This window comes from Microlunatus speluncae, from assembly GCF_009299835.1.
In the GTDB taxonomy this organism is placed as follows: domain Bacteria; phylum Actinomycetota; class Actinomycetes; order Propionibacteriales; family Propionibacteriaceae; genus Microlunatus; species Microlunatus speluncae.
On the sequence record NZ_VKCZ01000019.1, the window covers coordinates 355,046 to 379,826 of the forward strand.

Consider the following 24,781-nt stretch of genomic DNA (forward strand, 5'->3'; position numbering starts at 1 on the left):
TCACTCCAATTTCTCGGTCAGCAGACGGAACAACTGGCGGGGCCGGCCACCGCCGGCCGAGGGAGCCGAGGGCAGCGGCCAGGCCAGGCCGGCCGACACCAGGTCCTTGAGCATTCGGCGCCCGGTCCGCGGCGTCACGGCCATCGCCGCCGCCACCGCCTCCACGTCGGCGATCACCGGCTGGTCGGCGTCGGCGTGTTCGACCAGCCGGACCATGATCGTCCGCAGCCGCTCGTCCATCGTCGCCTCGTCGTCCGACGCCGCCTCGATCCTCAGCGTCTCCGGCGACCCGGGCGGCAACTCGATCGTGTCGCCGCCGGAATCGCGGTAGACGGCGAAGGATCCCTTGCCGGCCAGGGATTCCTCGACCGCGCCGAGGGCGTTCGCCTCGGCGCCGCGGGCGGTCGGTCCGACCCCGATGCCGACCGCCACCGGCACCCCCAGCGACGCCGTGATCATGGTCATGAACGGCGCGGTTTGGAGCCGTTCGGTGAGCAGGTCCAGCCCCTCGTGGGTGGTGGTGACCAGGAACAGCGTGTCCGAGCGCCGGGTCACGGTGGCCCCGGCCCGCCGGCCGTGGGTGAGCAGCCGCTGCTGCGCGGCGAGGGCCAGTTCCTGTTGCCAGTAGTCGGTGTCCTGGGTCGACGAACGCGGCGCGGTGATCAACCGGACCGCGATCATGGCGATCCGGTTGGCGCCGAGCCGGCTGCCCTGGCCGAGCAGCACGGCGGTCTCGATCGCGTCCCGGACCGTGGCCCGGGTGGGGGAGAGACGCAGGGTCGGCAGCCCGGCCGCGCGCAGCTCGCGTTCCACCGACAGGATCGTGGTCAGCGCCAGGCTGGACTCGCCCGAGCGCAGCGACTTGGCGTGGAACTCGGCGAAGGCACCGACCGATTCCGGTCCGGTGTAGGCCAGGCAACGGACCCGGTCGGCCGGCAGGCCCAGCTCGTCGTAGGCCTCGACGACGTCGGAGCGCCGCAGCGAGTCGATGGTCAACCGGGTCAGGTCCACCGCCGGATCGGCCAGCCGGGCCCGGAGCAGCGCGGAATAGAGCGCCGATCCGCTGAGCGCGACGTGGGTGGCCGGGACGGTGAGCCAGCCGGTGCGCCGGATCCGGTCGTACTGCCACGGTCCGGGGAACACGGCGGCGTCGATCCGGTCGGCGATCCGGGCGATCGCCTCCTCCTCGGCGCCGTCGTCGGTCGGCGCAGTGACGAAGCGGAGCCGCTGCGGAGCGTACCGCTCGGTCAGCTGTTGGGCGCAGGCCTGCATCTCGCGCAGCAGCCGGCGCTGGCCGACGAGGCCGACCGAGACGTCCGGCCCGTTGGCGCGGGTCTGGGCACGCGGTTCGGTGGTTTCGTCCTCGATCATCGGACTCCTCCCGCAGTCGTCGGCCGAGAGGTTTCGGTCGGGTTCGGCAGCTGCCGCCATTGGAACACCTGCCGGGCCGAGCCGCCGAGCACGGCCCCCTTCGCGTCGGCCGAGAGCCCCGCTCCGAGCACACGGCCGAGCGACAGCCGGTGATCGATGAACGGGAAGTCCGAGCCGAACAGCACCCGGTCCGGCCCCAGGGCCTCGACCATGTCCATGATCAACTCGCCGACCAGCAGGGATCCGCACAGTTCCAGGTACGTCCGCGGATGCCGCCGGGCCAGCGTGATCGCCTCGTCGATGCCGGCCGGCGTGATCCCGGAGTGGCCCAGGATGATCTTGGCATCGGGATGCTCGGCGCAGATCGGGTCGAACAGCCGCGGCGCGTCCCACGGTGAGCCCTGGGCGGTGTGGCTGAGCACCGGGCAGCCGGTCCGCTGGGCGAACTCCCAGACGGCGGCATAGCGCGGCCCGGTCACCGGATAGTTGTGCAGGCTGGGATGCAGCTTGATCCCGACGAACCGCGGATCCTGCTCGACCCGGGCCAGCTGGTCGGCCGGATCCTGCCACGGGTTGATCACCGCGTAGCCGGCCAGCCGGTCCGGATGGGCGTCGACCGCGGCCAGGGTCGCGTCGTTACCGCGCTCGGCGTCGAGCTGGATGGCCAGGTTGGACGAGAGCACGGTCACCGCCGTGCCGACCCGGTCCATCACCGCGACCATGGTGTCCGCGTCGGGCTCCGGAATGAAGAACCGCGAGTACGGCCCCAAGTGCGCATGCGCGTCCACCACATCGATCGGCTCACCGTCGGTCGACGTCTCGGCGATCGTTCCCTGAGCCTGTCGAAGGGCAGGCCAGAGTCCCTCTGCGTTGCCGCGACCGACCGCCGTGATCATCGCCGGGTCGAGACCAGATCCGTGCAGCCGAAAGATTGCCTCCGCCGGATCCCGCACCCCGAAGCCGCTGCCGAAGATCAACCGCTCGGCGTAGCCGTAGCGCTGCAACCACTCCAGCCCCTGATGCGTGGCCAGGTTGACCAGATCGAGGTGCAGGCCCGGATGCCGGTCCAGCAACGGGATGACGTAGCGCAGCTCCCGGTAGCCGACCTGGCTGATCACCGCGATGAGCTCGGGATGGCGGCCGAGCAGGGAGTCGATCATGGACCAGCCGGCTTCGGCCAGATCGAGCCACAGCGGCAGGCCGTGCCGGATCAGGGCGGCGAAGAAGCCGTCCAGCCCGGGATCGGTCGGCGCGAACCGGTGGGTGTCGGGAAACAGCCGGAAGGCGGCGACCCCCTCGGCCGCCGCACGATCGACCAGACCCGCGGGATCGGCCAGCTCGCCGGGCGTCGCGGGCACGGCCGTCCAGCAGGGCCGGGCGCCGAGGTCGGCCAGTTCGGCGGCGACCGCGCTCGCCTCGGCGTTGCCGGTCAACGGATCGTGCAGCCACGACGCCGTCGCGCCGACCAGCGCGCCGTTGAATCCGTAGCGGGTCAGGTGCGCCCGGATCGCAGCGGCGTCACCCCGGCCCAACGGCAGCTCCGGGTGCCGGCCCGTCCGGACGTGGGCGTCGAACCAGCCGGTCGCGCGGGGCAGCTCGGGCGTGGTCATCAGAGTGCCAGGCCGGTGATCGTCCAGCGGCCGGCCATCGGCAACCCGACCATGATCACGTCGTCCTCCGACTCGGCCGCGATCGGGATGTCGTTCAGCCGGAGCTCGGGCTCGGCGCGCAGCCCGTTGAGCCGGAGGTCCGCCCGGCCGTTGCTGACGATGTCGATGATCACCCCATCGTTCCCTGAGCTTGTCGAAGGGCAGACCACATCACCTTGGCCCCCTTCGACAGGCTCAGGACGACGCTTCGACAGGCTCAGGGAGCGAACGGCCTGGATCGTGGACAGCGTCGCTGCGTGCGGATCGCGTTGTTGGACAGCGAACTCGGGCACGACCAGGTCAGTGCCGTTCCACGCGGTCGCCCAATGCAGGGCGCCGTCGGAGCCGCGGCGGATCCAGCTGGACGGGCCGACGGTGTCGATCACTCCGGCGGTCCGCACCACGATCCCGTCCGGCCCTTGGGCGGCGGCCAGGTCGAGCGCGGCGGCGTCAGGGCCGGTCCTGATCACAGTCGTGAACCGGCCGTGGGCGCGCTCCAGGGTGAGCCCGTACAGCGGGGCGTGTTCGGCGGTCCGGGTGGCCGGGTCCGGCCGCCGGGCCAGGTCCTCGGACAGCTGCTCCGGTTGATCACCGGGCTCGGCCAGGACGGTCAGCAGCAGGCCGGGCTCGCCGGCGGAACCGGACCGGAAGGCCGCATCGACCGGTTGCCAGGGCTCGACCGCGTGCCAATGACAGCTGAAGCGATGCGTCGCCTCGTCGTCCTCGGCTCGGTCCCGGACCATGATCACGGTCGGCTCCTGCCGCGTCATGATCACGTCGCGCTGCTGGACCGGCCCGTAGCCGCAGTGCTCGGCGCTCAGCGCCACCACCGGGCCGGCGTCCCAGCTGCCGATCAGCCGGGCGCCGCGGTCGACGCCGAGCTCGAGGTCGTCGACGGTGACCGTGTTGTGCCCCCGGCCGGCCTGATACCAGGTGAGGTAGTCCGGCACGTCATAGCTCGTCGGCCCGCCGGCCTCCGACAGCAGCGGCCGGCTCCGCCCGTCGAGCACCAGGTCGAGGACGGCCCGGTGCGAGTGCGACTCCAGTTCGTGCTCGATGTGCGGCCCGACATTGACCACGATCCGTTGATCATCCGCGCCGCGGAGGACGACGTAGCCCGAATCGGGCAGCACCTCCACCGGCGGCCGGCCGGACCCGTGGGGATCGTCGGCGGCGGCAGCCAGGTCGGGCGCCGCGAGCAGTTCGGCGCCCCGGCGCAGCAGGTCGGCCGGCCAGATCACGCCGCTGTCCTGCAGGTGGGGGATCCAGCCGCCGGAGCCGGTCAGGGTGACCAGCCAGTCGTGCATCGCCCGGACCCGCGGCTGCCGAGCGAGCTCACCGTCGCCGTAGAGGAGGTCGACGGTGGCCGCGAGCTGGACCGCCTCCAGACACATCACGTGGTAGCCGGGCGAGCGTTCGTAGTGGCCGCCGTCGGGGTAGACGTCCAGCTCCAGGTGCTCCAGCAGCCGGTCCCGGCCGCGCCGAGCCCAGCTCGGCGCCTCGACCAGGTCCGGCAGCACCGCGGCGAGCTGGATCAGTTGGGTGGCCGAGACCAGCTGCCAGTTGCCGTGCCGAAAACGATCATGCTCGTCGTACGCCCAGCGCGCCCCGCCGATCAGGGTCGCGACCAGTTCCCGCCAGGCCCGGTCGGAGAGCTCGGTCGGGGTCAGCGCCTCCAGCGCCGGCAGCAGGTTGTGGCAGCGGGCCCAGGTGCCGAGGGAATACCAGATCACGTCCAGGCCGGGCCATTCGCCGATGACCGAATCCCGGGTCTCGGCCCAACGCACCAGGTGCCGCTCGACGGCCCGGAGTCGATCTTGGTCGCCGGTCAGCAGCCAGGCCTTGATCCCGCCGGACAGCCAGCCGAGATAGTGCCAGCCGTAGCGCTGGGACCGGCCCAGCTCCGCACCGGTGACGTCGAAGTCGTCCTCGAGCAACGCGTCGGCCGCGCCGATGATCGCCTCCGCCGCCGTGGTTCCGCGGACCGACTCGGCCCACTCCGGCAGCGGCCGGGCGACCCGGCGCTGCCGACCGGCCAGCCACGCCCGGAGCGCGGCCACGTCGCCGACGCCGTCCGGCCGGCCGAACGCGGCGATCAGGTCGTCGTCGGACAACCGGGTGATCCGGTCGTCGATGTGCCGGGGCTTCTCCGGCCCGGTCGTGATCACGGTCATCGGCTCGGCTCCGTCCGCGCCGGCAGGTCGACCGGCTGCCGGGTCCGCAGCGATTCGTGGGCCGCGGCGAGCACGGCGGTCACGTCCCGGCTGCTCTCCAAAGTGATCAACGGCTCGGCCCCGGTCCGGCAGCAGTCGATCCAGTGCACGATCGCGTCCCGGTACGCCCCGGCCGGCACCCCGTGGGTGACCCGCTGCAGCAGCGTCCGGGGATAGGTCAGGCCTTCGGGCCGGGACACCACCAGATTCTCGGCCTGCCGGTCGAGCTGGATCACCCCGCCGTCGGCGACGATCCCGATGTAGGAGTCGACCATGGTCGGAAAGCTCGCGGGCGAGATCCAGGCGGACTCGAAGGTGGCGACCGTGCCGCGCTCGTACTCGGCCTGGATCTGGATCGCATCCGGGGTGTCGATCCCGCGGCCTTGCAGCACCCCCCAACGCGCAGTCGCGTAGACCCGGACCACCCGGTCGCGGATCAGCCAGGACACCAGATCGATGTCGTGGCTGGACAGGAACCAGGCACAGGTCGTGTCCGCGGCCCAGTTGATCAGGTCGGTGGAGACGGTGATCGTGTCGTTCTTCCTGGCGTACGCGACCGCGGCGTCGCCCATGCTGGCCAGCTCGGTGAAGGCCTGGGCATAGGCCGGCACCCAGCGGTGGTTGAACAGGCACATCCCGATCACGCCGGCGGCCCGGACCGCGGCCAGGGCCCGGTCGGCGTCGGCGACCGAGGTGGCGAACGGCTTCTCCACCAGGACATGCCGGCCGGCCTCGGCGGCGGCCACGACCAGGTCGGCGTGCTGGTGATCGGGCGTGGTGATCACCACGGCGTCCACCGCGCCGTCGGCCAGCAACTCGGCCGGATGATCATGCACCCGCGGCCGGGTGCCGCCGTGCTCGGTGACGACGTCGGCCAGCTTCTCGGCACTGGACCGGGTCCGGGACACGCAGGCGGTGATCGACACCGCCGACTCGCGGGACAGGGCGACGGCGTTGCCGTGGCCCATAATCCCGGCGCCGATGATGCCGATCCGCAGCCCTTCGACAGGCTCAGGGGACGAAGGACTCACCGGGGCTTGGCCAGTTCCGTGTTCCAGGACTTCTCGGCGTCGGCCAGGGCCTGGTCGGCGGGCTTCTTCCCGGTCAAGAAGGCGACGATCTCGTTGTCGAAGATCAGCCGCAGCTGCTCGTCGTTGCCGGAGCCGAGCGAGGCGTCGGTGCTGTTCGGGAAGGTCTTGATCAAGGTCGCGATCGCGGCATCGGCCGGCGTCCTGGCGTCGGCCGTCTTGGCGGTGAAGAACGGATCTTCCAGGGCCGCGGGGGCCGACGGATAGATCGCCACCAGCTTGCAGAAGGCGACCTGGTTGGCCGCCGAGGTGACGAACTTCAGCCACTCCGCCCCGGCCGCCGGATTGTCGGCGGCCTTGGGGATGCCGAAGATCTGCTGCCCGGGCATCATGAACTTCCCGGACGGCCCGGTGACCGGCGGAGTGACGGCGATCTTCTCGTACACCTGCGGGGCGTTCTTCTGGATGTTGAGCAGGTTCGACGAGACCGTGATCGGGGAGATCGCGATCAGCCGGTTCTCCAGGTTCTGGGGCAGGTTCCGGACGTCGGAGCTGATCGCTCCCGGCGCGATCGCGCCGGAGTCGAACAACGGCTTGAACTTCGAGATGAACTCGCGGGTTTCGTCGGTGTTGAACGCCGCGGTCTTCTTGTCCTCGCTGAGCAGCGGAAGATCATTCTGCTGGATGACGGCGCTGGTCGGGATCAGGTTCATCGCCGACTTGCCGGTCGCCTGGTGGTAGGCGACGGCGAGCGCGAGCGCGTCCTCGAAGGTCTTCGGCGGCTGCGCCGGGTCGAAGTCGGTCGGTTCCAGCAGTTCGGTGTTGTAGAAGGCGAGCGAGGTGCCGCCGTTGTACCAGGGGATCGCGATCTGCTGGCCGTCGGCGTTCTTCAGCGTCTCGGTCAGGCCGGGCGCGTAGACGGCCAGCTCCTCGGCGCTGAAGAACTCGCCGAGATCACGCATCTGGCCGCCGAACAGGCCGGTGGTGGCCGAGGTGAAGTTGACCGCGTCGGGCACCCTGCCGGAGGCGATCGAGGCCAGCAGCTTGGTGGTGATGTCCTGGCCGGGCACGTCGACCCAGTTGATCTTCACGTCACCGTGCTCGCCGGTGTAGCTGTTGATCATGCCGGTCAGGTAGTCGGAGTAGTTCTTCTGCAGGTTGATCGTCCACCACTCGACCTCGCCGGAGAACTTGTCGCCGGCCGGGGCCTGCGGTTGGCCGGCCGGGTTGCCGGAGATGCAGCCGGCCGCACCGAGCAGCGGCAGCAGAGCGGCGGCGCCGAGGGTGAACCGGCGACGGGAAAAAGCGGTGGGCGCGGTCACGGCGTCCCTCCTGACGAGTAGTGTCCTGAAGGCAGGTTACGGACATCAGTTTCGGATCGCTGTCCGGAAGAAGTCAAGAGGAAGTCGGGCGTAAATGTTGAGGTATTGACATGAAACGCCGACGTTCCCTAGTTTCAGTGTGATTCCCGAACCGTATGTTTCGGGCAGATTACGAAGTGGAGGGTCCGCCATGGCGATGCCTGCCGCCGGGCTGGCCCGGCGCGGTTCCGGCGGGCCCGGTCGGGTGGTCGGGCAGCGCTGGTGGACGCCGTACCTGTTCCTGTCCATCGGGCTGGTGCTGTACGCGGCGATGTTCGCCTGGCCGGCGGTGATCGCGATCCAACTCGCCTTCTCCCGCTACACCATCGTCAGCCCGATCAGCTTCGTCGGCCTGGCCAACTTCCAGACCATGTCGGTCGATCCGCGGTTCTGGCACGCGCTGACCAACTCGCTGCTGTTCCTGATCATGTTCCTGCCGCTGTCGGTGGTCGTCCCGCTGTTCCTGGCGCTGTTGGTCAACATCCCGTTGCGTGGCATCCAGGGCTTCCGGATGGCCTACTACCTGCCGGTGATCACCTCGATGGTCGCGGTCGCCGTCGGCTGGCGCTACGTCTTCAACCGCGAGGGCGTGATCAACTGGCTGCTCAGCCTGGTCGGCATCGGACCGATCGACTTCCTGCTGAACACCTCGTGGGCGTTGCCGACGGTGGTGCTGCTGGAGGCGTGGAAGAGTGCCGGGCTGTTCATGATGATCTATCTGGCCGGGCTGCAGGCGGTGCCCAAGGAACTGACCGAGGCGGCCCGGGTGGACGGGGCGTCGGCGATCCGCCGGCTCTGGCACGTGATCATTCCCGGGCTGCTGCCGACCTTCGCGGTGACGCTGACGCTGAGCATGCTGGAGGGGATGCGGGCGTTCGAGTCGGTGTACGTGCTGACCCGCGGCGGGCCGCTCGACTCGACCCTGACCCTCGGCTACTACATCTGGTCCAAGGCCTTCCAGGACTACGACATGGGCTACGCCAGCGCGATCGGCCTGGTGCTCTGGGCGATCATGATCGTGTTCGCGGTGGCCAACCTGTTCGTCACCCGGAGGCGGGACCGATGAGCGCGCCCACGATGAAGCGCGGCGACGGGCCCCGCCGACTCTCGCCGCGGGCCCGGGATGCCGGCTGGTACGTCCGCCGGGTGCTGCTCTATCTGGCGCTGATCGTGCTGGCCGCCGTGTTCATCGGGCCGTTCCTGATCCTGCTCTCGGCGGCGACCAAGCCCGGCACCCAGGATGTGTTCTCGTTCCCGCCCGACCTGATCCCGAGACCGCCGGTGGGGGACTACTTCGTCGAGGCCTGGACGACGATCCCGTACGGCCAGTTCCTGCTCAACTCGGTGCTCTACGTGATCATCATCGTCCCGCTCTATCTGGTGGTGAGCGCGCTGGTCGCCTATCCGCTGGCCCGGATCGCCTTCCGGGGCAGGGGATTCTTCTTCCTGCTGTTCCTGTCGATCATGTTCCTGCCCGGCGAGCTGATGTTGATCCCGCGATTCCTGGTGATGAGCCAGCTCGGCCTGACCGACAGCTACACCGCGGTGATCCTGCCCGCGCTGCTGTCCTCGCTCGGCATCTTCCTGCTCCGGCAGGCGTTCCTGCAGATCCCCGACGAGGTGATCGAGGCGGCCCGGGTGGACGGCGCGAACGAGCTGATGATCTTCGCCCGGATCGCGGTGCCGATCGTCGCGCCGACCCTGGCGGTGCTGGCCATCCTCGGCTTCATCTCGGTCTGGAACAGCTTCATCTGGCCGCTGGTCGTGCTGACCAGCCAGTCGAAGTTCCCGATCGCGCTCGGCATCGCCTACCTGACCGGCGTCAGCGGCACCGATGTCCGCGGGCTGGCCGCCGGCACGGTGATCTCGCTGGTCCCGGTGATCATCGTCTTCCTGATCTTGCAACGGCACATCCTCTCCAGCATGGGTGGCGCCGTGAAGGGATAGTCCCGCAACCCCCCCCGAAAGGACAACATCATCATGAACAGCGAGCCACGGCCGATCGGCCGGCGGGCGGTGCTGGCCGGAGCGGCCGGCCTGACCGTTGCCGCCGGACTCCCGTACGGGACCGCAGTTGCCGCCCCGGAATCCGGCTATGACCAGCCTCCCGCCTTCGCCCAGGCGCAGCAGGCCTATCTGGCGATCGGCTTCGAACACAACGAGGCCGGCGGCTACGCCTGGGGCGAGTCGTACTTCCTGCTCGGTCTGCTCCGGATGTATCAGGCCTACGGCGATCCGGCCTACCTGGACACCTTCGTCGACCGGGCCGAGCACCTGGCCGCGACCACCGACCGGGCCCGCGGGGTGACCGACTACCGCGGCCGTTCCGGCCCGGTCTGGCGGACCTCCAACGCCTACACGGCCGCGCACGGTGTGATCACCGACGGCACCGGGGCGGCGGCGATCCAGGTGCGCTGGGCCGGCGCGCGGGCCGCCGAGTCGACCGCGGAGATCTCGGAGGTCGCCGCGGACACCTTCACGCTGACCCTGCGCAACCCGGCGAGCGCGACGGTGATCACCCGGACCGGCGTCTCACTCGATCCGGCCTCGCCGAACTACGCCGTCACGGTGATCAACGCCGGCTACGGCCCGGGCCTGCGCTGGACCGCGATCGACCTCCGTGATCAACCGGCCGTCGCGCCCGCCCCGGCCGCCGGCACGATCACCTTCACGTCCCAGTTCTACGTCTACGCCGTGCACACCGGCATGGTCGCCTACCCGCTGGCGCTGTTCGCCCGGATCGTCGCCGAGACCCCGAAACTGCGGCACCGCTACGGCGGCGCGGCCAAGCGGGCCGGTGCCGCCGCGGCGGCCGCGATCGCCTTCCACGACGAGGAATTCCGGATCGTCGACGGGGTGGGCGACTACGTCTGGCCGAAGGGGGCGCCGATCCCGTTCGACGGCCTGATCCAGCCGTACAACCAGAGCCACGGACCGGGCCAGGCGATGGCCGAGCTGTATCGGCTGACCCGCGCGAAGTCGTACCGGCAGAAGATTACGGCGATGCTGGAAGGCTTCGCCCGCGGCGTCACCAGCACCGCCGACGGCGCCTACGTCTGGAACTACTGGCCGCCGCACAGCGAGCTGTACAACGGTTATGCGGCCGCCGATCAGCTGTCCACCTACACGCCGTTCTACTCGGCGGTCCGCTCGATCGAGGACATCAGCCACGCGGCGATCACGATCGAGTTCCTGGCCGCGGCCCACGCCGCCGGGATCCGGCACGATGATCTTGACCTGCCGGCTGTGGCCAAGACCTTCGTCGACAACGTGATCAGGTCCGAGACCGAGGTCTGGTTCCGGATCGACGGGTCGGCCGACGCGGTGCCGGGCAACGCCGTCCAGGCGGCGCGCTGGATGCTCTATGCCCGCTACGACACCGAGATCTACGCCCAGTGCCTGCGGGTCTACGACGCCGCCGCGCTGGTGCCGAGCCAGGGCTCCCATGCCCTCGGCATCGGCTACCTCAACTGGGCCCGGAAGGAGGCTTGGCGGCGGGCCTAGGCCGATCGGTCAGGGTCGCGGAGTCGGCGTCCTGGTAAGCTGACGGTAACACAGACATTTCACCGTCAGCATCGGAGATGATCAACCCGTGGCCACGCAGTCCGCCGACGAGGAGTCGCTGCCGTTGCTGGGGGAGGCGTTCGCGGTCGAGCTGGCCAACAGCCGGTATCGGAGCGACCGAGATGATCTTGACTTCCTGGACGATCCGACGGCCGTTCGGAGGTGGTTCGACGCGGCGCCGGACGCGGCCGGCCTCGAGGTGCCGGCCGGGCTCGGCACGGTGGCGGCGGGGCGGCTGCGCGAGGTCCGCGACGCCGCCCGAACGCTGCTGACCGAGCTGGCCGACCGGAGTCCGGAGCTGTCCGCGGTGGCGGTCGAGCGGCTCCACGCCGCGTCGCGACAGGCACCGGCGCACCTGGCGCTCACCGCGCCGGCCGGTGAACCACCGGGCTGGGAGCTGCACTACGACGGCCCGCCGGAGGCCGTCTTCCTCGCCTCGGTCGCCGCCCACTGCATCCTCTTCGTCGCCGGCGACGACGCCGGGCGGGTGCGGCACTGCGCCCGGCCGGCCTGTCCGATGATCTTCGTCCAGCAGCACAGCGCCCGCCGGTTCTGCCACGAGAGCTGCGCCCACAGCGTCCGCCAGGCCCGCTACTACCGGACGACCAAGCACGCCCGCCGGGGCGCGGAGTCGTGACGCCCCCGACCGCCGGCCCGTTCCGGACCCGGGCCGAGCTGACCGGCGACCTGCTCCGGCTCGGCCTGGGACCCGGCGACGCGGTGCTGGCCCATGGCGCCCTGAGCCGGGTCGGCCGGATGATCAACGGTCCGGACACCCTGATCGGGGCGCTGCTGGACGTCGTCTCACCCGGTGGCACCGTCCTCGGCTACACCGACTGGGCCGCCGATTACGACGAGCTGCTGACGCCCGACGGGCGGGTCCCGGACCAGTGGCGGGCGCAGCTCGCACCGTTCGATCCCGAGCGCTCGCGCGCGGCCCGCGCCAACGGCGCGCTGCCCGAGTGGCTGCGCTGCTGGCCCGGAGCCCGCCGCAGCGGCAATCCGGGCGCCTCGGTGGCGGCGATCGGCGCCGGGGCCGACTGGTTCACCGCCGATCATCCGCTCGACTACGGGTACGGTCCCGGATCGCCGCTGGCCCGGCTGGTCGAGTCCGGCGGCAAGGTGGCCATGATCGGCGCGCCGTGGGACACGATGACCCTGCTGCACCACGCCGAACACCTGGCCGACCTGCCGGCCAAGCGGGTGATCAACTACGAGGTCCCGTTGATCATCGACGGCAAGCTCAACTGGCGGTTGGTGCGGGAGTACGACACCAGCGACCCGGTGGTGGCCGGCCTGCCCGATGACTACTTCGGCACCATCGTCGGCGAGTTCGTGGCCGCCGGGCACGGGATCCGGGGCAGCGTCGGTGCCGCCGACACACTCGTGGTCGACGCGGCCGCGGCCTGCGCCTTCGCCGTGCGCTGGCTGGAGCGCACCTGCGGCCACCGGCCGAATCCCGCGGCCTGACCGTGCTGGAGCATTCGGCACCGAGCAGCGCCGCGAGGTAGACCACGCCACTAGGTCACGCGGGTGGCGGTCAGGGCGTACGGAGCCGGATCTGGTCCCGGAGCTCGCCGCGGGAGGCGATGCCGAGCTTCGTATAGACGTGCCGGAGGTGATACTCCACCGTCTTCGGGCTGAGGAACAGGGCGGCGGCCGCCTCCCGGGTGGTCCGCCCGTCGGCCAGCAGCAGGGCGATCTGCAACTCGCGGGCGGTCAGCTCCAGCACCGGGCCGAGGTCGCGGCGATGGACGGTGACGCCGGTGGCGTTGAGTTCGGCGAGGGCGACGTCGGCCCACAGCGGCGCGCCCAGCCGTTCGAACGTCTGCAGCGCGACCCGCAGTTGATCACGGGCCGCGGCCCGGCGGCGGTTCCGGCGCAGCAGCTGGCCGACGACGAGTCGGGTCCGCGCCTCCTCGTACCGGTCCAGGGTGCGGCCGTGCAGCTCCAGGGCGCGCGCCAGCAGGCCGGTCAGCTCGGCCGGCGCGGCGAGCAGGGCCCGGACCCGGACGGCGCGGGCCAGCGACCAGGGCTGGCCCTTCCGCTCGGCACCGGCCAGGTAGTCCGGGGCGATCGCCGCGGCCTCCGCCGGCCGGCCGGTCCGGCACAACGCCTCGACCAGCTCCGGAACGGGGGACAGGTCGACGTCCAGCACGCCGCGCTCCCGGAGCCAGGAGTCGAGGGCCCGGAAGGAGGCGATCGCGGTCTCGGTCCGGCCCTGGGACAGCTCGAGCTCGGCCCGGCCGAACCGGGTCCAGGCGGTCGCCATGTGCAGGTCGTGGGTCGCGGCCAGCTGCCGGGCCTCCGCGCCGTGCCGGTCGCTCTCCTCGCTCCGGCCCATCCGCGCGGCGAGCCAGCTGAGGCCGGCCAGCGCGGCCCCGAGTTCGGTCGCCTGACCGAACTCGCGGGCCAGGGCGACCGCCTCGCCGTAGCCGGCCTCGGCCCGGGTCCAGCGGTCGGTGGTCGCGTCGTCGCGGGCCAGATGCCAGAGCAGGTGCGGCAGCGCGCCGATCGCCGAGGCCCGCCGGCGCCGGTCGACCGCGTGCGCGACGAGGTCCCGGCCGGCGTCGCTCTCCCGCAGGAACAGCGGGCCGAGCACGTCCCAGGCCAGCAGCGCGTCGTTCGCGTCGCCGAGCGCGGCCAGTCGGTCCACCCCGGACCTGAGCATCGCGGCGCCGGGCCGGCCGGCCACGATCCGGGCCATCCCGAGGGCGATCCAGGCCACCGCCGCCGCCCGCTCGGCGACCAGGTCTTGGTCCGCCTGCTGGTCCGGGCCGCCGTCCCGGGCGGCCAGCAGCCGTTCGATCCGGTCGGCCGCGGCTCCGGCCCCGGCGATGTCCAGCAGCATGAACGACACTTCGACCGCGTCGGCGTACAGCACCAGGGCCTCATCGGGAGCCCGGTCCCGGGCGGCGTCCGCGGCGCCGACCAGCAGAGCGTGGGCCGCGCGCAGCGAGCCGCCGCGCGCGGTCGCCAGCCCGGCCAGGCCCTCGGCCCAGGCGACCAGGGAGGCCGATCGGTCGTGCCGGACCGCCCGCCCGGCCAGCTCCACCGTCAGCCGGTCGTCGCCGGCCGACCAGGCCGCTTCCGCCCCGCGCAGATAGCGCTCACCCCGGTCCTGATGTCCCGGCGACAGGGACGCGGCCCGGGCGTAGGCACCGGCGGCGACGGCGTACGCCCCTCGGTCCGCGGCCCGGCGCCCGACGGCGGCCATCGCCCGGGCCACCGGCTCCGCGGTGCCCAGGGTCGACGCGCTCAGCTGCCAGGCCCGAAGATCATGATCGCCGGCGGGCAGTGCCGCGGCGACCAGTCGGTGGGTTCGGCGCCGTTCGGCACCGGTGGCCGCGGCGTAGACCGCCGATCGCATCAGGGAGTGCTGGAAGACGATCCGGGTCCCGGTGGTGCTGACCAGGCCGGCTGCCTCCGCGCGTTCGATCGCGCCCAGGTCCTGGCCCGTACCGGCGCAGACCCGGGCAATCAGGTCCAGGTCGCCGTCGGTGACGGCGGCCAGCAGCAGCACCGAACGGTCGTCCGGCGAGAGGTCGGACAGTCGGCGGCCGAAGGTCTCGGCGATCACGGCCGGCACCGGCAGTGGCAGCGGGAAGTCGCCCGGCTGGTCGTCGATCCCGGCCGGGTCCCGGGCCAACTCCCGGATCGCCAGCGGATTGCCGCCGGCGATCCTGATCACCCGGTCCCGCCGGGCCCCGGTCAACGGTGCCGGTGCCGTCGCCTCGGCCAGGTCCGCCGCGGCCGCGGCGTCGAGCCCGGACAGCGGCAGCCGCGGCAGGTCGTCGGGCGACCAAGGAGGCTGGTCCTCGGTCCGGCTCGCCGCCAGGACGAAGACCGGATCGGCGAGCAGCCGTCGCCCGGTGAAGGCGACCGCCTCGGCGGAGGCCCGGTCGACCAGGTGCAGGTCGTCGACGACGAGACCGATCGGGCCCTCCTCGGCTGCCTGGGTGACCAGGGTCAGCACGCCCGCGCAGACGGCGAACCGGTCGATGCTGCCGCCCCGGCGCAGCGCCAGCGCGATGCCGAGAGCCTCCGCCTGCGGCTCCGGCAGCCGGTCGAGGCGATCAAGGACCGGCCGCAGCAGCCCGGCCAGCCCGGCGAAGGGGAGGTCCCGTTCGAGCTCGGTGCCGGTCACCCGGAGCAGCCGGAAGGCGGTCGCCCGCTCCGTCGCGTACTCCAGCAATCGGGTCTTGCCGATGCCCGCCTCACCGGTCAGCAGCAGCGCGCCGCCGCGACTCACCGTCGCGTCCGCGAGCAGCGTGTCGACCGCTCGCTGTTCGGCCCCCCGACCTATCAGCATGTACGTCGAGTGTAGGGAGCGCCGCTGCCCGGCGGAGCAAGATCGAGATTCCCGTCGAGCAAGATCGAGATTCCTAGGGGGCCGCCCTGATGCGCGTCGGGCCCGGGGCGGCGGATTCTCGAGCAGGGCCCGGACGATCCGGGTGCCGCCTTCACAGGAGAAGATGATCATGACAGCAACCACCGACAAGCCCGCGCTCGACGAGCAGAAGCTGATGGGCTTCGTCTTCCGGGCCGTCGACGAGGTGGGCGCCACGCTGAACTGCGCCCTCGTCGTGATGGGTGATCGCCTCGGTTACTACCGGGCGCTTGCCGATCACGGCCCGCTGGCCGCGCCCGACCTGGCCCGGCTGACCGGGACCGGCGAGAAGTACGCCCGGGAGTGGCTGAACGCCCAGGCCGCCGGCGGCTTCGTCAGCTACGATCCCGCGGCCGGCCGCTACACGCTGCCGCCCGAGCACGCGGTCGCCCTCACCGACGAATCCTCGCCGGCGTTCCTGCCCGGCTTCTTCCAGATCGCCTTCGGCACCGTCCGGGACGCCGACCGCATCTTCGAGCTCGCCCGGGACGGCGACGGGCTCGGCTGGGGTGACCACAACGGCGACGTCCACGACGGCTGCGAGCGGTTCTTCCGGCCCGGCTACGCCGCCAACCTGATCAACGGCTGGCTGCCCGCCCTGGACGGGGTGACGGCCAAGCTGGAGGCCGGCGCCAAGGTGGCCGACCTCGGCTGCGGCCACGGGTCCTCGACGATCTTGATGGCGCAGGCCTATCCGCGCTCGACGTTCGTCGGGATCGACGCGCACGCCGGCTCCATCGCCACCGCCCGCCGCCGCGCGGAGGACGCCGGGGTGGCCGACCGGATCACCTTCGAAGCCGCGTCGGCGACCGGCTTCACCGGCTCCGGCTACGACCTGGTGACGACCTTCGACGCCCTGCACGACATGGGCGATCCGGTCGGCGCCGCCCGCCAGGTGGCCGCCGCGCTCGCCGCGGACGGGACCTGGATGGTGGTCGAACCGGCCGCCGGTGATCGGGTCGAGGACAACTTCAACCCGGTCGGCCGGGCCTACTACGGCTTCTCCACCCTGCTCTGCACGCCGGCCTCGCTGGCCCAGGAGGTCGGTCTCGCGATCGGCACCCAGGCCGGCCCGGCCAAGATCAACGACATCGTGTCCGCCGCCGGCTTCGGCCGGTTCCGGATCGCGGCACAGACGCCGTTCAACAACGTGCTGGAGATCCGCCGGTAGGCGTCCGGAGAACGACCAGGTGTGAATTCCGGCCGGCTGCTCTCGGCCGGAATTCACACCGTGAGCTGGTGCGGCGGGGAGGTCAGACCCAGATCGCCGCGGCGGGACCAGGATCGAACTGCTCGGGCACTGGCGGATAGGAGACAGCCAGGTTCGCGGCGAACCGAGCGGCGGTCCAGGACGCGGCCGCGGCGTCGAGCACATCGTCGACGGCGGCCGATGCTCCGGCGAGCCCCAGCTCCGAGGGAAGGTCGATCCCGACGTCCGCGAGAAGGCGTCGGCGCTCCTCGGCACCCGCCCAGGTCGACTTCGCGAAGTCCAGCGGACGTCCGGCCATCGTGGCGAAACAGACCTCTGGATGCACTTCGATCACAACCCGGTCCATGGTCCTGATCCAGGCGTCGACCTCGAGGATCTTGGCCCCGAGCGCGTAGGCCTGCCGGCTGAGCCCTTTGCCCGTGGCCGATCGGTTGAGGGCCGTCGCTTCCGCGTGAGTGGCCGCGAGGAGTGCCGCCCGGACCGGCGTGACGAAGACGGAGGAGGCGCGCTTGCCGACCCGGCCGCGAGCGAGCACATCCGCCTGTCGTGCACCGGTGAGCGGCAAGCCGATGGGGATGTCGATCGCGACGACCTCGATCGGCCCCTCTGCCTCGGCCGTCGCCACGAGTCGGTCGATCGTTTCGCCGAAATATCCTCGCGGGTCGTTGCTGACACCCACCCAGCCCTTCTTGCAGGCGTCGACTCCGATCACGCGCGGCACGGGTTCACGCTACCCGTAGGGGCTCTGGAGGGAACGCGCTGCGCGTCGCGAGCGGTCGGTTATTCGCCGGGTCGGCCGCCGTAGTCCCAGCGGTGGACCTCGAGCTCGGCGTACCGGCCGGGGGTGAGGACGAGGCGGGCTGCTTCGGCGTCGGGTGCTTCGGTCAGCGCGATGGTCCCGAGCTGGGTGGTGCCGTCGTCGGCCAGGAGGGGACCGTGGGCGATCAGGGCGTCGCGGCGATCCGGCGGGATGGGCTCCGACTCGGGGTCCGGGCCGAGGCCGAGGACGAGATAGCGGTTGTGGTCGGTGTAGCCGGCGGGGAATTCCCACATGGTGCGGCCCAGAGTGTTGTGCCAGCGGCGCAGCATGACGTCGCGATAGACGCCGGCTCGGTAGTTGGGTTCGTCGAAGACGAAGTCGCGGGCGGTGGCCGGGTCGGGCAGATCGAGGAGGTGCACGCTGCCGATGGCGGTCTCGTTGTCGTCGGCCAGGACCGGGCCGCGGGCGATCATGGCGGCGGAGTAGCGATCCAGGTAGGACCAGTGATCCTCCAGGAGTTGAGCGCGCAGGACGGCCGAACCGGCCCGGTCCCGGTGGTAGCAGAAGAATTCCATGGACCCTCCAGTCGAGCATGTTGATCTGATCCTAAACTATATGCCGTATAGGTCAGGTCAAGGAATGCAGGGAGGTGCCATCGGCCCGACAACTACCGGGGTTGGGCGGCCACGGAGCGGATGCCGCCGATGATCAGGTCGATCCCGAGCCGGTAGTACTCGTCGACGTCCTGTGGGGTGGTCAGTGGTTCGAGGGCGCCGTAGACATTCGGGAAGCGGTCGGGGTCGACCGCTGTCCGGAATGCCGCCAGGTGATCGCCGGCGTCGGCGGTCGCGGCGGGGTCGTGCCGGGGTTCGTACTCGGCCAGGACCGCGACGGCCTGCACGGCCTGTTGGGCCAGGTACGCACTGAGCCGGAGGTCGAGGCCGGCCAGTCGGCCGCAGTCGAGCATGATCTCGAGCGCCGCGAGATAGTTGGGCAACGGCACGATCCGTTCGATCACCATGCGGCCCATCCACGGATGGGCCCGGAGCAGCCGCACCAGTGCGGTCAGGGCGCCCCGGTAGCGCTCCTCCCAGGCCTGGCCGGGAGAGTCGGCGAATTCGGCCTCGACCACCACCTGCTCGGCCATCGCCTCGAGCAGTTGATCTTTGTCGTCGAAGTGCCAGTACAGGGCCATCGGCGTCACCGACAGCTCCCGGGCGAGCCGGCGCATCGACACCGCGTCGATCCCTTCCCGATCGGCGATGATCACCGCGCGGGAGAGGATTTCCCGCGCGGACAAACCGGGCCGGGTCGCCGCTCGCGGGGAGGACTTCTTCACGCTCGCACCGTACGACAGTTGGCGGCGTGAATCCCCTGGAACACGACGTGGGCGCCGATGGTGAACGCAGGAAAGGCCTCCCGCGAGGGGAGGCCTTCCGGTGGAGCTGTGTCCGAGAGGGGACTTGAACCCCTACGCCCCGTTGGGGGCACTAGCACCTCAAGCTAGCGCGTCTACCAATTCCGCCACCCGGACCGGGTCGCCTTGAACAGCGCCTGAACTATAGCAACGAGGGGGCGTCGAACGACAATCCGATACTCCGCCGGGCCTGTCGGTGAGCCAGGCCAACCTTTCTGGAATCGTTCAAGAAAAGCCGTTACGGTGCTGCCATGACCGATTCCAGCGCAACCGAGGCGGTCCCGCAGCACGAGGAGCCGCACGGCGAAGGCCTGCAGCAGAAGCTCAACTGGCTCCGCGCCGGCGTCCTCGGCGCGAATGACGGCATCGTGTCGACGGCCGGCATCGTGGTCGGCGTCGCCGCCGCGACGGCCGATCGCGGCGCGATCGGGCTGGCCGGGGCGGCCGGCCTGGTCGCGGGCGCGGTCTCGATGGCCGCCGGTGAGTACGTGTCGGTCAGCACCCAACGCGACTCCGAGCGGGCGCTGATCGCCAAGGAGCGGCAGGAACTCCGCGAGATGCCGGAGGAGGAGCTGGCCGAACTGACCCAGCTCTACCGGGACAAGGGTCTGCCGGACGAGCTGGCCCACGAGGTCGCCACCGAGTTGACCAAGAAGGATGCCCTCAAGGCCCACCTCGACGTCGAGCTCAACCTCGACGCCGACGACCTGACCAACCCGTGGACCGCCGCCTTCGCCTCGGCGATCTCGTTCACCGTCGGCGCCCTGCTCCCGCTGCTGGCCATCCTGCTGCTGCCGGAGGCGATCCGGGTCCCGCTGACCTTCGCCGCCGTGATCCTAGCCCTGGCGCTGACCGGCATGATCAGCTCCCGCCTCGGCGGCTCACCCACCCTCCGCGCCGTCCTCCGCAACATCATCGGCGGCGCCCTGGCCATGATCATCACCTACGTCGTCGGCCACCTCATCGGCGGCACCTTCTGACCCCGCCCCAATCCCGCCGACGGCAGAATTTCGGCGAGCCGTCAGATCCGCGGGCGTTGTTGCGGCGTGTCGGAGCGGATCTGACGGGTCGATCGGGCGGCGAGCGGGGATGGGAGGATGGCCGGCATGAGCTACCGGGCGGATGAGGAGGTCGTGGGGATCTGCCGCGACCTGATCAGGATCGATTCGACCAACTTCGGTCCGCAACCGGGGCCGGGGGAGCGGGCGGCCGCCGAGCATGTCGCGGCGCTGCTGGACGAGGTCGGCATCTCCTCGGAGATCTACGAATCCGAGCCGAAGCGGGCCTCGCTGATCGCCGACTGGGCGCCCGAAGGGGTCGACCCGTCGGCGCCGCCGCTGCTGATCCACGGCCACCTGGACGTCGTACCGGCGAATGCCGACGACTGGACCTACGACCCGTTCGCCGGCGAGATCGCCGATGGCTGCGTCTGGGGCCGCGGAGCGGTCGACATGAAGGACTTCGACGCGATGCTGCTCAGCGTCGTCCGGGCCCGGGCCCGGGCCGGGGTGGCGCCGCGGCGGCCGATCAAGCTGGTGTTCACCGCCGACGAGGAGGCCGGCGGGATCTACGGGGCGCACTGGCTGGTTGATCATCACCGGGACTTCTTCGAGGGCTGCACCGAGGCGATCGGCGAGGTCGGCGGCTTCTCGCTGACCATCCGCGATGATCTTCGGCTGTACCTGATCCAGACCGCCGAGAAGGGGATCGCCTGGCTCAGGTTGATCGCCGAAGGCCGGGCCGGCCACGGCTCGATGCGCAACGACGACAACGCGGTCACCGAGCTCGCGGCGGCCGTCGCCCGGATCGGCCAGTACGACTGGCCGCACAAGATCACCGACGCGCAGCGGGCGTTCCTGGACGCGGTGTCCGAGGCGTTCGGGATCGAGCTGGATCCGGACCGGGCCGAGGAGACGCTGGCCAAGCTGGGCAGCATCTCCCGGATGATCGGCGCCACGATGTCCAACACGGCCAACCCGACGATGCTGACCGCCGGCTACAAGCACAACGTGATCCCGGGCAGCGCCGAGGCGTCGATCGACGGCCGGTTCGTGCCGGGCGGCAAGGACGAGTTCCTGGCCACCATCGACGAGCTGGTCGGGGACAAGATCCGGATCGAGATGGACACGCTGCAACCGTCGGTGGAGACCGAGTTCTCCGGCGCCCTGGTCGAGGCGATGCAGCAGTGCCTGCTGGCCGAGGATCCGGGGGCGCGGGCGGTGCCGTTCCTGATGAGCGGCGGTACGGACGCCAAGGCCTGGGACCGGCTCGGGATCCGCTGCTTCGGCTTCGCCCCGCTCCGGCTGCCCCCGGATCTGGACTTCGTCGGCATGTTCCACGGCGTCGACGAGCGGGTGCCGACCGAGTCGCTGGAGTTCGGTGCCCGGGTGCTGGACCGGTTCCTGGCCACCGCTTGAGCCCTGGCCGGGGTCGCGGTCGGGTGTCCGTACCGCGAGCCGGTTGATCATTTTGTCGTCACCGGCGATTAGCCTGGTTGTCGATGAGTGAGCGACGGGTGGAGTATCAGGAACAGCGGGTGCGGCTGGACCGGACGGTGTCCCGCAACGCGGTCCGCAGGCTGCTCACCGACCAGGCCGAGTACGGCGGCTGGGAGCTGACCCGGCTGCGCCGCTACTGGGACGGCAGCCGGGAGATCTGGATCCGGCGCAAGATCATCCGGGCCATCCCGACCCTTGATCCCGACCCGGTGCGACTGATCTGAACCGTCCTAGCTGACGGCGGCCGGCTCGGCCCGGGAGGACATCGGGCCGCCCGACACGTCGTCCAACGCCGCCGCGATCTGCCGCGGCAGCTGATGATCTTCGATCCGCAGGGCCGGCGTGAGCTGGCCGGAGGTACGGGCGCCGAGCAGGGGAGCGGTCACCCCGGGCGCGTCGCGGACCCAGAGCAGCGCCACCTGCAGCGGGGTCAGGCCGAGGCCGTCCGCGGCCCGGGCGACCGCCTCGACGACGGCCCGGGATCGCTGCTCCAGATACGGTTCGACGAACCAGGAGAAATGATCACTGGCCGCCCGCGAACCGCGCGGCGTGCTGCTGCGGTACTGGCCGGTGAGCACGCCGCGGCCGAGCGGTGACCAGGGGAAGAAGCCGATCCCGAGTGCCCGGACCGCGGGCAGCACCTCGACCTCGGCCCGCCGGGCCAGCAGCGAATACTCCACCTGGGCGCTGGCGATCGGGGTCCGGCCGGGCAGGGCCCGCTGCCAGGTCGCGGCCTGCGCGGTCTGCCAGCCGACGAAGTTGGACACCCCGACGTAGCGCACCTTGCCCTGCAGCACGGCCTGGTCCAGCGCCGACAGGGACTCCTCCAGCGGCGCGTCACCCCAGGTGTGCAGCTGCCACAGGTCGACGTAATCGGTGCCGAGCCGGCGCAGCGATCCCTCCAGATCGCGCAGCAGTGCGCCCCGGGAGGTGTCGACGACCCGCTGCCCGGACCGGATCGCGAACCCGGCCTTGGTCGCGATGACCAGATCCTCCCGCCGGACCACCTGCTCACCGATCAGCTTGCCGATCAGCCGTTCGGTCTCGCCCGACCCGTAGGCGGCCGCGGTGTCCAGCAGGTTGCCGCCCGCCTCGCAGTAGGTCTCCAGCAGCGATCGGGCCTGTTCGGCCGTCGTGTCCCGCCCCCAGGTCAGCGTGCCGAGACCCAGCCGCGACACCCGCAGTCCGGTGCTGCCGACCTGGCGCGTCTCCATAGCGGGTCACTCTAATGGCGGCCCCACCACCGACAGCGGCAACCCGAGCGGCGCGGATCCATTACGGTGACCGGCATGCGCCTTGGCCTGAATCTGGGATACCTCGTCGGCTCGGACGATCCGGGCGACCAGTTGCGGCTGGTCCAGCATGCCGAGCAGTTGGGGTTCGACGCGGTCTGGGCGGCCGAGGCGTACGGTTCGGACGCCGTGTCCGTGCTGGCCTGGCTGGCGGGCCGGACCGAGAAGATCGCGATCGGGTCGGCGGTGCTGCAGATCCCGGGCCGGACTCCGGCGATGACCGCGATGACCGCCGCGTCACTGGATCTGCTGACCGCGGGCCGGTTCCGGCTCGGGTTGGGGGTCTCCGGACCGCAGGTGTCGGAGGGCTGGCACGGGGTCCGATTCGATCATCCGCTGGCCCGGACCCGGGAGTACGTGGCGATCGTCCGGTCGGCGCTGGCCCGGGAGACGGTCAGCTTCGACGGTGATCATTACCGGCTGCCGCTGCCGGATGGTCCGGGCAAGGCGCTGAAGCTGACCATCGTCCCGCCGAGCGAGCGGATCCCGATCTTGGTCGCCGCGGTCGGGCCGCGCAATCTGGAGCTGGCCGGCGAGATCGCGGACGGCTGGCTGGCGGTCTTCTACTCGCCGGAGTTCGCCGCCGAGCCGTTGGCGGCGATCCGGCGCGGCCGGGAGCGGGCCGGGCTCGACCTGGACGGATTCGCCGTGGTGCCGACGATCCCGGTGGTGATCGGTGACGATCCGCGCCGCTGCGCCGACGCGATCCGCCCCTACGCCGCGCTGTACGTCGGCGGGATGGGCAGCCGGAAGCAGAACTTCTACAACGCCCTGGCCGTGCGGATGGGCTTCGCCGACGCGGCCGCCGAGGTGCAGGAGTTGTTCCTGGCCGGCCGCCCGCGCGATGCCGCGGCGGCGCTCCCGTACGAGTTCATCGACGCGACCTCCCTGCTCGGCCCGCCGCAGCGGATCGCCGAACGGCTGGCCGCCTTCGCCGAGTCCGGCGTGACCGACGCCGCCCTGCTCCCCTTCGGCCGCACCGTCGACGACAAGATCACCATTCTGTCCGCCGTCGCCGCCGCCTACACCCCTGCCTGAAGCCGGGGAATCAGACGGGTTGGAGGATGCCGGCGGCGAGGAGGACGGCGAGGACGGCGGCCAGGGCGAGGCGATAGACCACGAAGCCCTTGAAGTCGTGGGTGCTGATGTATTTGAGCAGCCAGTGGATCACGGCCAGCCCGACGCCGAACGCGATCACCGTGGCCAGCATGATCGGGCCGATGTCGTCCGGGACGCCCTCGTCCTTGATCAATCCGAACAGCTTGTAGAGGCCCGAGCCCAGCACCGCGGGAATGGCCAGCAGGAACGCATACCGGGCCGCGGCCTCGCGCTTGTAGCCCATGGCCAGGCCGGCGGTGATCGTCGCGCCGGAGCGGGAGACTCCGGGGATCAGCGCCAGCGACTGGGCCAGGCCGAACAGGATGCCGTGCTTCCAGGTGATCGACTCCAGCGGTCGTGCGTTCTTGGCGAAGTGATCGACCACGCCGATGATCAAGCCGAACCCGGCCAGCATGGCCACGGTCACCCACAGGTTGCGGAACACCGACTCGATCTGATCTTCGAACAACAGCCCGAGGAGCACGATCGGGATCGAGCCGATGATCACCAGCCAACCCATCCGCACGTCGGGATCGTCCTTGGGGTGGCGGCCGACCAAGGCGAGGCACCAGCGCGAGATGATCCGGCCGATGTCCTTGGCGAAATACAAGATCACCGCGAGCTCGGTGCCGATCTGGGTGATCGCGGTGAACGCCGCGCCCGGATCATTGCCGCTGATCAGCCGGCCGACGATCGAAATATGCGCACTGGAGGAGATCGGCAGGAACTCGGTCAGTCCCTGCACCAGGCCCAAGATCAGCGCTTCTAGCCATCCCACGTTGCTCGTCGTCTCCCGTTCGTTTCGTCGGTCCCGCCTCCGGGCCCCGCAAGACACTAGACCCCCGGTCCCCGAGCCCTCGTCCACCCCCAGTCCCACCCACCCCCACCCGCCGCCCAACCTCCGGCCCCCGCCTCCGCCCCGACCCGGAC

21 protein-coding genes and 1 tRNA gene are annotated in these 24,781 nt (G+C 71.0%); 10 read left to right on the forward strand and 12 right to left on the reverse strand.

The window, feature by feature from the left end; translation table 11 throughout:
- From FNH24_RS23950 to FNH24_RS23970, 5 genes are read right to left on the reverse strand one after another with little or no spacing between them, the layout of a single operon-like run.
- Positions 1 to 1,371, reverse strand: a complete 1,371-nt coding sequence (locus tag FNH24_RS23950) for a hypothetical protein (protein WP_152364751.1) — start codon at positions 1,369 to 1,371, stop codon at positions 1 to 3.
- The gene (locus FNH24_RS32025; protein ID WP_217428467.1) at positions 1,368 to 2,981 is read right to left on the reverse strand and encodes an amidohydrolase family protein; all 1,614 of its coding nucleotides are present in this window, start codon (positions 2,979 to 2,981) and stop codon (positions 1,368 to 1,370) included. Before FNH24_RS32025 ends, FNH24_RS23950 begins: the two co-directional genes overlap by 4 nt.
- Positions 2,981 to 5,194, reverse strand: coding sequence for a heparinase II/III domain-containing protein (locus FNH24_RS23960; protein WP_152364752.1), 2,214 nt, complete (start codon positions 5,192 to 5,194; stop codon positions 2,981 to 2,983). The genes FNH24_RS32025 and FNH24_RS23960 overlap by 1 nt, the downstream gene beginning before the upstream one ends.
- On the reverse strand, positions 5,191 to 6,264 hold the full coding sequence (locus FNH24_RS23965; protein ID WP_246187042.1) for a Gfo/Idh/MocA family protein: 1,074 nt from the start codon (positions 6,262 to 6,264) through the stop codon (positions 5,191 to 5,193). The genes FNH24_RS23960 and FNH24_RS23965 overlap by 4 nt, the downstream gene beginning before the upstream one ends.
- The gene (locus FNH24_RS23970; protein WP_152364753.1) at positions 6,261 to 7,583 is read right to left on the reverse strand and encodes an ABC transporter substrate-binding protein; all 1,323 of its coding nucleotides are present in this window, start codon (positions 7,581 to 7,583) and stop codon (positions 6,261 to 6,263) included. Before FNH24_RS23970 ends, FNH24_RS23965 begins: the two co-directional genes overlap by 4 nt.
- Before the next feature lie 190 nt (positions 7,584 to 7,773).
- On the opposite strand from FNH24_RS23970, the gene FNH24_RS23975 reads away from it, so the two are divergent.
- The 5 genes from FNH24_RS23975 to aac(3) all read left to right on the forward strand — a co-directional run bounded on the left by FNH24_RS23975 (position 7,774) and on the right by aac(3) (position 12,656).
- Positions 7,774 to 8,688 carry a carbohydrate ABC transporter permease gene (locus FNH24_RS23975; protein ID WP_217428468.1) on the forward strand — a complete coding sequence of 305 codons (915 nt, stop codon included), beginning with the start codon at positions 7,774 to 7,776 and terminating at the stop codon, positions 8,686 to 8,688.
- Positions 8,685 to 9,569 (forward strand): carbohydrate ABC transporter permease, encoded by an 885-nt coding sequence (locus FNH24_RS23980; protein ID WP_217428470.1) that lies wholly within the window; start codon positions 8,685 to 8,687, stop codon positions 9,567 to 9,569. The genes FNH24_RS23975 and FNH24_RS23980 overlap by 4 nt, the downstream gene beginning before the upstream one ends.
- Positions 9,570 to 9,602: 33 nt before the next feature.
- Positions 9,603 to 11,126, forward strand: coding sequence for a hypothetical protein (locus FNH24_RS23985; RefSeq protein WP_152364754.1), 1,524 nt, complete (start codon positions 9,603 to 9,605; stop codon positions 11,124 to 11,126).
- 88 nt (positions 11,127 to 11,214) lie between these two features.
- On the forward strand, positions 11,215 to 11,823 hold the full coding sequence (locus FNH24_RS23990) for an ABATE domain-containing protein (RefSeq protein ID WP_152364755.1): 609 nt from the start codon (positions 11,215 to 11,217) through the stop codon (positions 11,821 to 11,823).
- Positions 11,820 to 12,656, forward strand: a complete 837-nt coding sequence (gene aac(3) / locus FNH24_RS23995) for an aminoglycoside 3-N-acetyltransferase (RefSeq protein WP_152364756.1) — start codon at positions 11,820 to 11,822, stop codon at positions 12,654 to 12,656. Before FNH24_RS23990 ends, aac(3) begins: the two co-directional genes overlap by 4 nt.
- A 70-nt stretch (positions 12,657 to 12,726) precedes the next feature.
- Here aac(3) and FNH24_RS24000 read toward each other — a convergent pair whose 3' ends face one another.
- On the reverse strand, positions 12,727 to 15,498 hold the full coding sequence (locus FNH24_RS24000; protein WP_161606290.1) for a helix-turn-helix transcriptional regulator: 2,772 nt from the start codon (positions 15,496 to 15,498) through the stop codon (positions 12,727 to 12,729).
- A 169-nt stretch (positions 15,499 to 15,667) separates the two neighbouring features.
- Here FNH24_RS24000 and FNH24_RS24005 point away from each other — a divergent pair, with 169 nt between their 5' ends.
- A complete protein-coding gene (locus FNH24_RS24005) occupies positions 15,668 to 16,747 on the forward strand; it encodes a class I SAM-dependent methyltransferase (protein WP_152364758.1) in 1,080 nt (359 codons plus the stop codon).
- An 82-nt stretch (positions 16,748 to 16,829) separates the two neighbouring features.
- On the opposite strand, the gene FNH24_RS24010 is transcribed toward FNH24_RS24005, so the two are convergent.
- From FNH24_RS24010 to FNH24_RS24025, 4 genes are all read right to left on the reverse strand, one after another.
- Positions 16,830 to 17,507, reverse strand: coding sequence for a DUF429 domain-containing protein (locus FNH24_RS24010; RefSeq protein WP_152364759.1), 678 nt, complete (start codon positions 17,505 to 17,507; stop codon positions 16,830 to 16,832).
- 59 nt (positions 17,508 to 17,566) lie between these two features.
- Positions 17,567 to 18,121 (reverse strand): YciI family protein, encoded by a 555-nt coding sequence (locus tag FNH24_RS24015; protein ID WP_152364760.1) that lies wholly within the window; start codon positions 18,119 to 18,121, stop codon positions 17,567 to 17,569.
- 92 nt (positions 18,122 to 18,213) lie between these two features.
- On the reverse strand, positions 18,214 to 18,885 hold the full coding sequence (locus FNH24_RS24020; protein ID WP_152364761.1) for a TetR/AcrR family transcriptional regulator: 672 nt from the start codon (positions 18,883 to 18,885) through the stop codon (positions 18,214 to 18,216).
- A 109-nt stretch (positions 18,886 to 18,994) separates the two neighbouring features.
- Positions 18,995 to 19,080 (reverse strand) — tRNA-Leu (locus FNH24_RS24025).
- Positions 19,081 to 19,214: 134 nt separating this feature from the next.
- Here FNH24_RS24025 and FNH24_RS24030 point away from each other — a divergent pair.
- From FNH24_RS24030 to FNH24_RS24040, 3 genes are all read left to right on the forward strand, one after another.
- The gene (locus FNH24_RS24030; RefSeq protein WP_152364762.1) at positions 19,215 to 19,943 is read left to right on the forward strand and encodes a VIT1/CCC1 transporter family protein; all 729 of its coding nucleotides are present in this window, start codon (positions 19,215 to 19,217) and stop codon (positions 19,941 to 19,943) included.
- A gap of 126 nt (positions 19,944 to 20,069) precedes the next feature.
- The gene (locus tag FNH24_RS24035) at positions 20,070 to 21,380 is read left to right on the forward strand and encodes a M20/M25/M40 family metallo-hydrolase (protein ID WP_246187043.1); all 1,311 of its coding nucleotides are present in this window, start codon (positions 20,070 to 20,072) and stop codon (positions 21,378 to 21,380) included.
- A gap of 83 nt (positions 21,381 to 21,463) precedes the next feature.
- Positions 21,464 to 21,685, forward strand: coding sequence for a DUF5703 family protein (locus FNH24_RS24040; RefSeq protein WP_152364764.1), 222 nt, complete (start codon positions 21,464 to 21,466; stop codon positions 21,683 to 21,685).
- A gap of 6 nt (positions 21,686 to 21,691) precedes the next feature.
- Here FNH24_RS24040 and FNH24_RS24045 read toward each other — a convergent pair whose 3' ends face one another.
- The gene (locus FNH24_RS24045; protein ID WP_152364765.1) at positions 21,692 to 22,675 is read right to left on the reverse strand and encodes an aldo/keto reductase; all 984 of its coding nucleotides are present in this window, start codon (positions 22,673 to 22,675) and stop codon (positions 21,692 to 21,694) included.
- A 75-nt stretch (positions 22,676 to 22,750) separates the two neighbouring features.
- On the opposite strand from FNH24_RS24045, the gene FNH24_RS24050 reads away from it, so the two are divergent.
- A complete protein-coding gene (locus FNH24_RS24050) occupies positions 22,751 to 23,791 on the forward strand; it encodes an LLM class F420-dependent oxidoreductase (protein WP_152364766.1) in 1,041 nt (346 codons plus the stop codon).
- Between the two features lie 10 nt (positions 23,792 to 23,801).
- On the opposite strand, the gene FNH24_RS24055 is transcribed toward FNH24_RS24050, so the two are convergent.
- Entirely contained in the window at positions 23,802 to 24,629 is an 828-nt protein-coding gene (locus FNH24_RS24055; protein ID WP_152364767.1) for an undecaprenyl-diphosphate phosphatase, read from the reverse strand.
- Between the last annotated feature and the right edge of the window lie 152 nt (positions 24,630 to 24,781).

Excerpts from the sequence above, each read along its gene's own strand:
- FNH24_RS23950 (WP_152364751.1), bottom strand. The coding sequence starts at position 1,371 with ATGATCGAGGACGAAACCACCGAACCGCGTGCCCAGACCCGCGCCAAC.
- FNH24_RS32025 (WP_217428467.1), bottom strand. The coding sequence starts at position 2,981 with ATGACCACGCCCGAGCTGCCCCGCGCGACCGGCTGGTTCGACGCCCAC.
- FNH24_RS23960 (WP_152364752.1), bottom strand. The coding sequence starts at position 5,194 with ATGACCGTGATCACGACCGGGCCGGAGAAGCCCCGGCACATCGACGAC.
- FNH24_RS23975 (WP_217428468.1), top strand. The coding sequence starts at position 7,774 with ATGGCGATGCCTGCCGCCGGGCTGGCCCGGCGCGGTTCCGGCGGGCCC.
- FNH24_RS23980 (WP_217428470.1), top strand. The coding sequence starts at position 8,685 with ATGAGCGCGCCCACGATGAAGCGCGGCGACGGGCCCCGCCGACTCTCG.
- FNH24_RS23985 (WP_152364754.1), top strand. The coding sequence starts at position 9,603 with ATGAACAGCGAGCCACGGCCGATCGGCCGGCGGGCGGTGCTGGCCGGA.
- FNH24_RS24000 (WP_161606290.1), bottom strand. The coding sequence starts at position 15,498 with ATGCTGATAGGTCGGGGGGCCGAACAGCGAGCGGTCGACACGCTGCTC.
- FNH24_RS24005 (WP_152364758.1), top strand. The coding sequence starts at position 15,668 with ATGACAGCAACCACCGACAAGCCCGCGCTCGACGAGCAGAAGCTGATG.
- FNH24_RS24015 (WP_152364760.1), bottom strand. The coding sequence starts at position 18,121 with ATGGAATTCTTCTGCTACCACCGGGACCGGGCCGGTTCGGCCGTCCTG.
- FNH24_RS24030 (WP_152364762.1), top strand. The coding sequence starts at position 19,215 with ATGACCGATTCCAGCGCAACCGAGGCGGTCCCGCAGCACGAGGAGCCG.
- FNH24_RS24035 (WP_246187043.1), top strand. The coding sequence starts at position 20,070 with ATGAGCTACCGGGCGGATGAGGAGGTCGTGGGGATCTGCCGCGACCTG.
- FNH24_RS24040 (WP_152364764.1), top strand. The coding sequence starts at position 21,464 with ATGAGTGAGCGACGGGTGGAGTATCAGGAACAGCGGGTGCGGCTGGAC.
- FNH24_RS24045 (WP_152364765.1), bottom strand. The coding sequence starts at position 22,675 with ATGGAGACGCGCCAGGTCGGCAGCACCGGACTGCGGGTGTCGCGGCTG.
- FNH24_RS24050 (WP_152364766.1), top strand. The coding sequence starts at position 22,751 with ATGCGCCTTGGCCTGAATCTGGGATACCTCGTCGGCTCGGACGATCCG.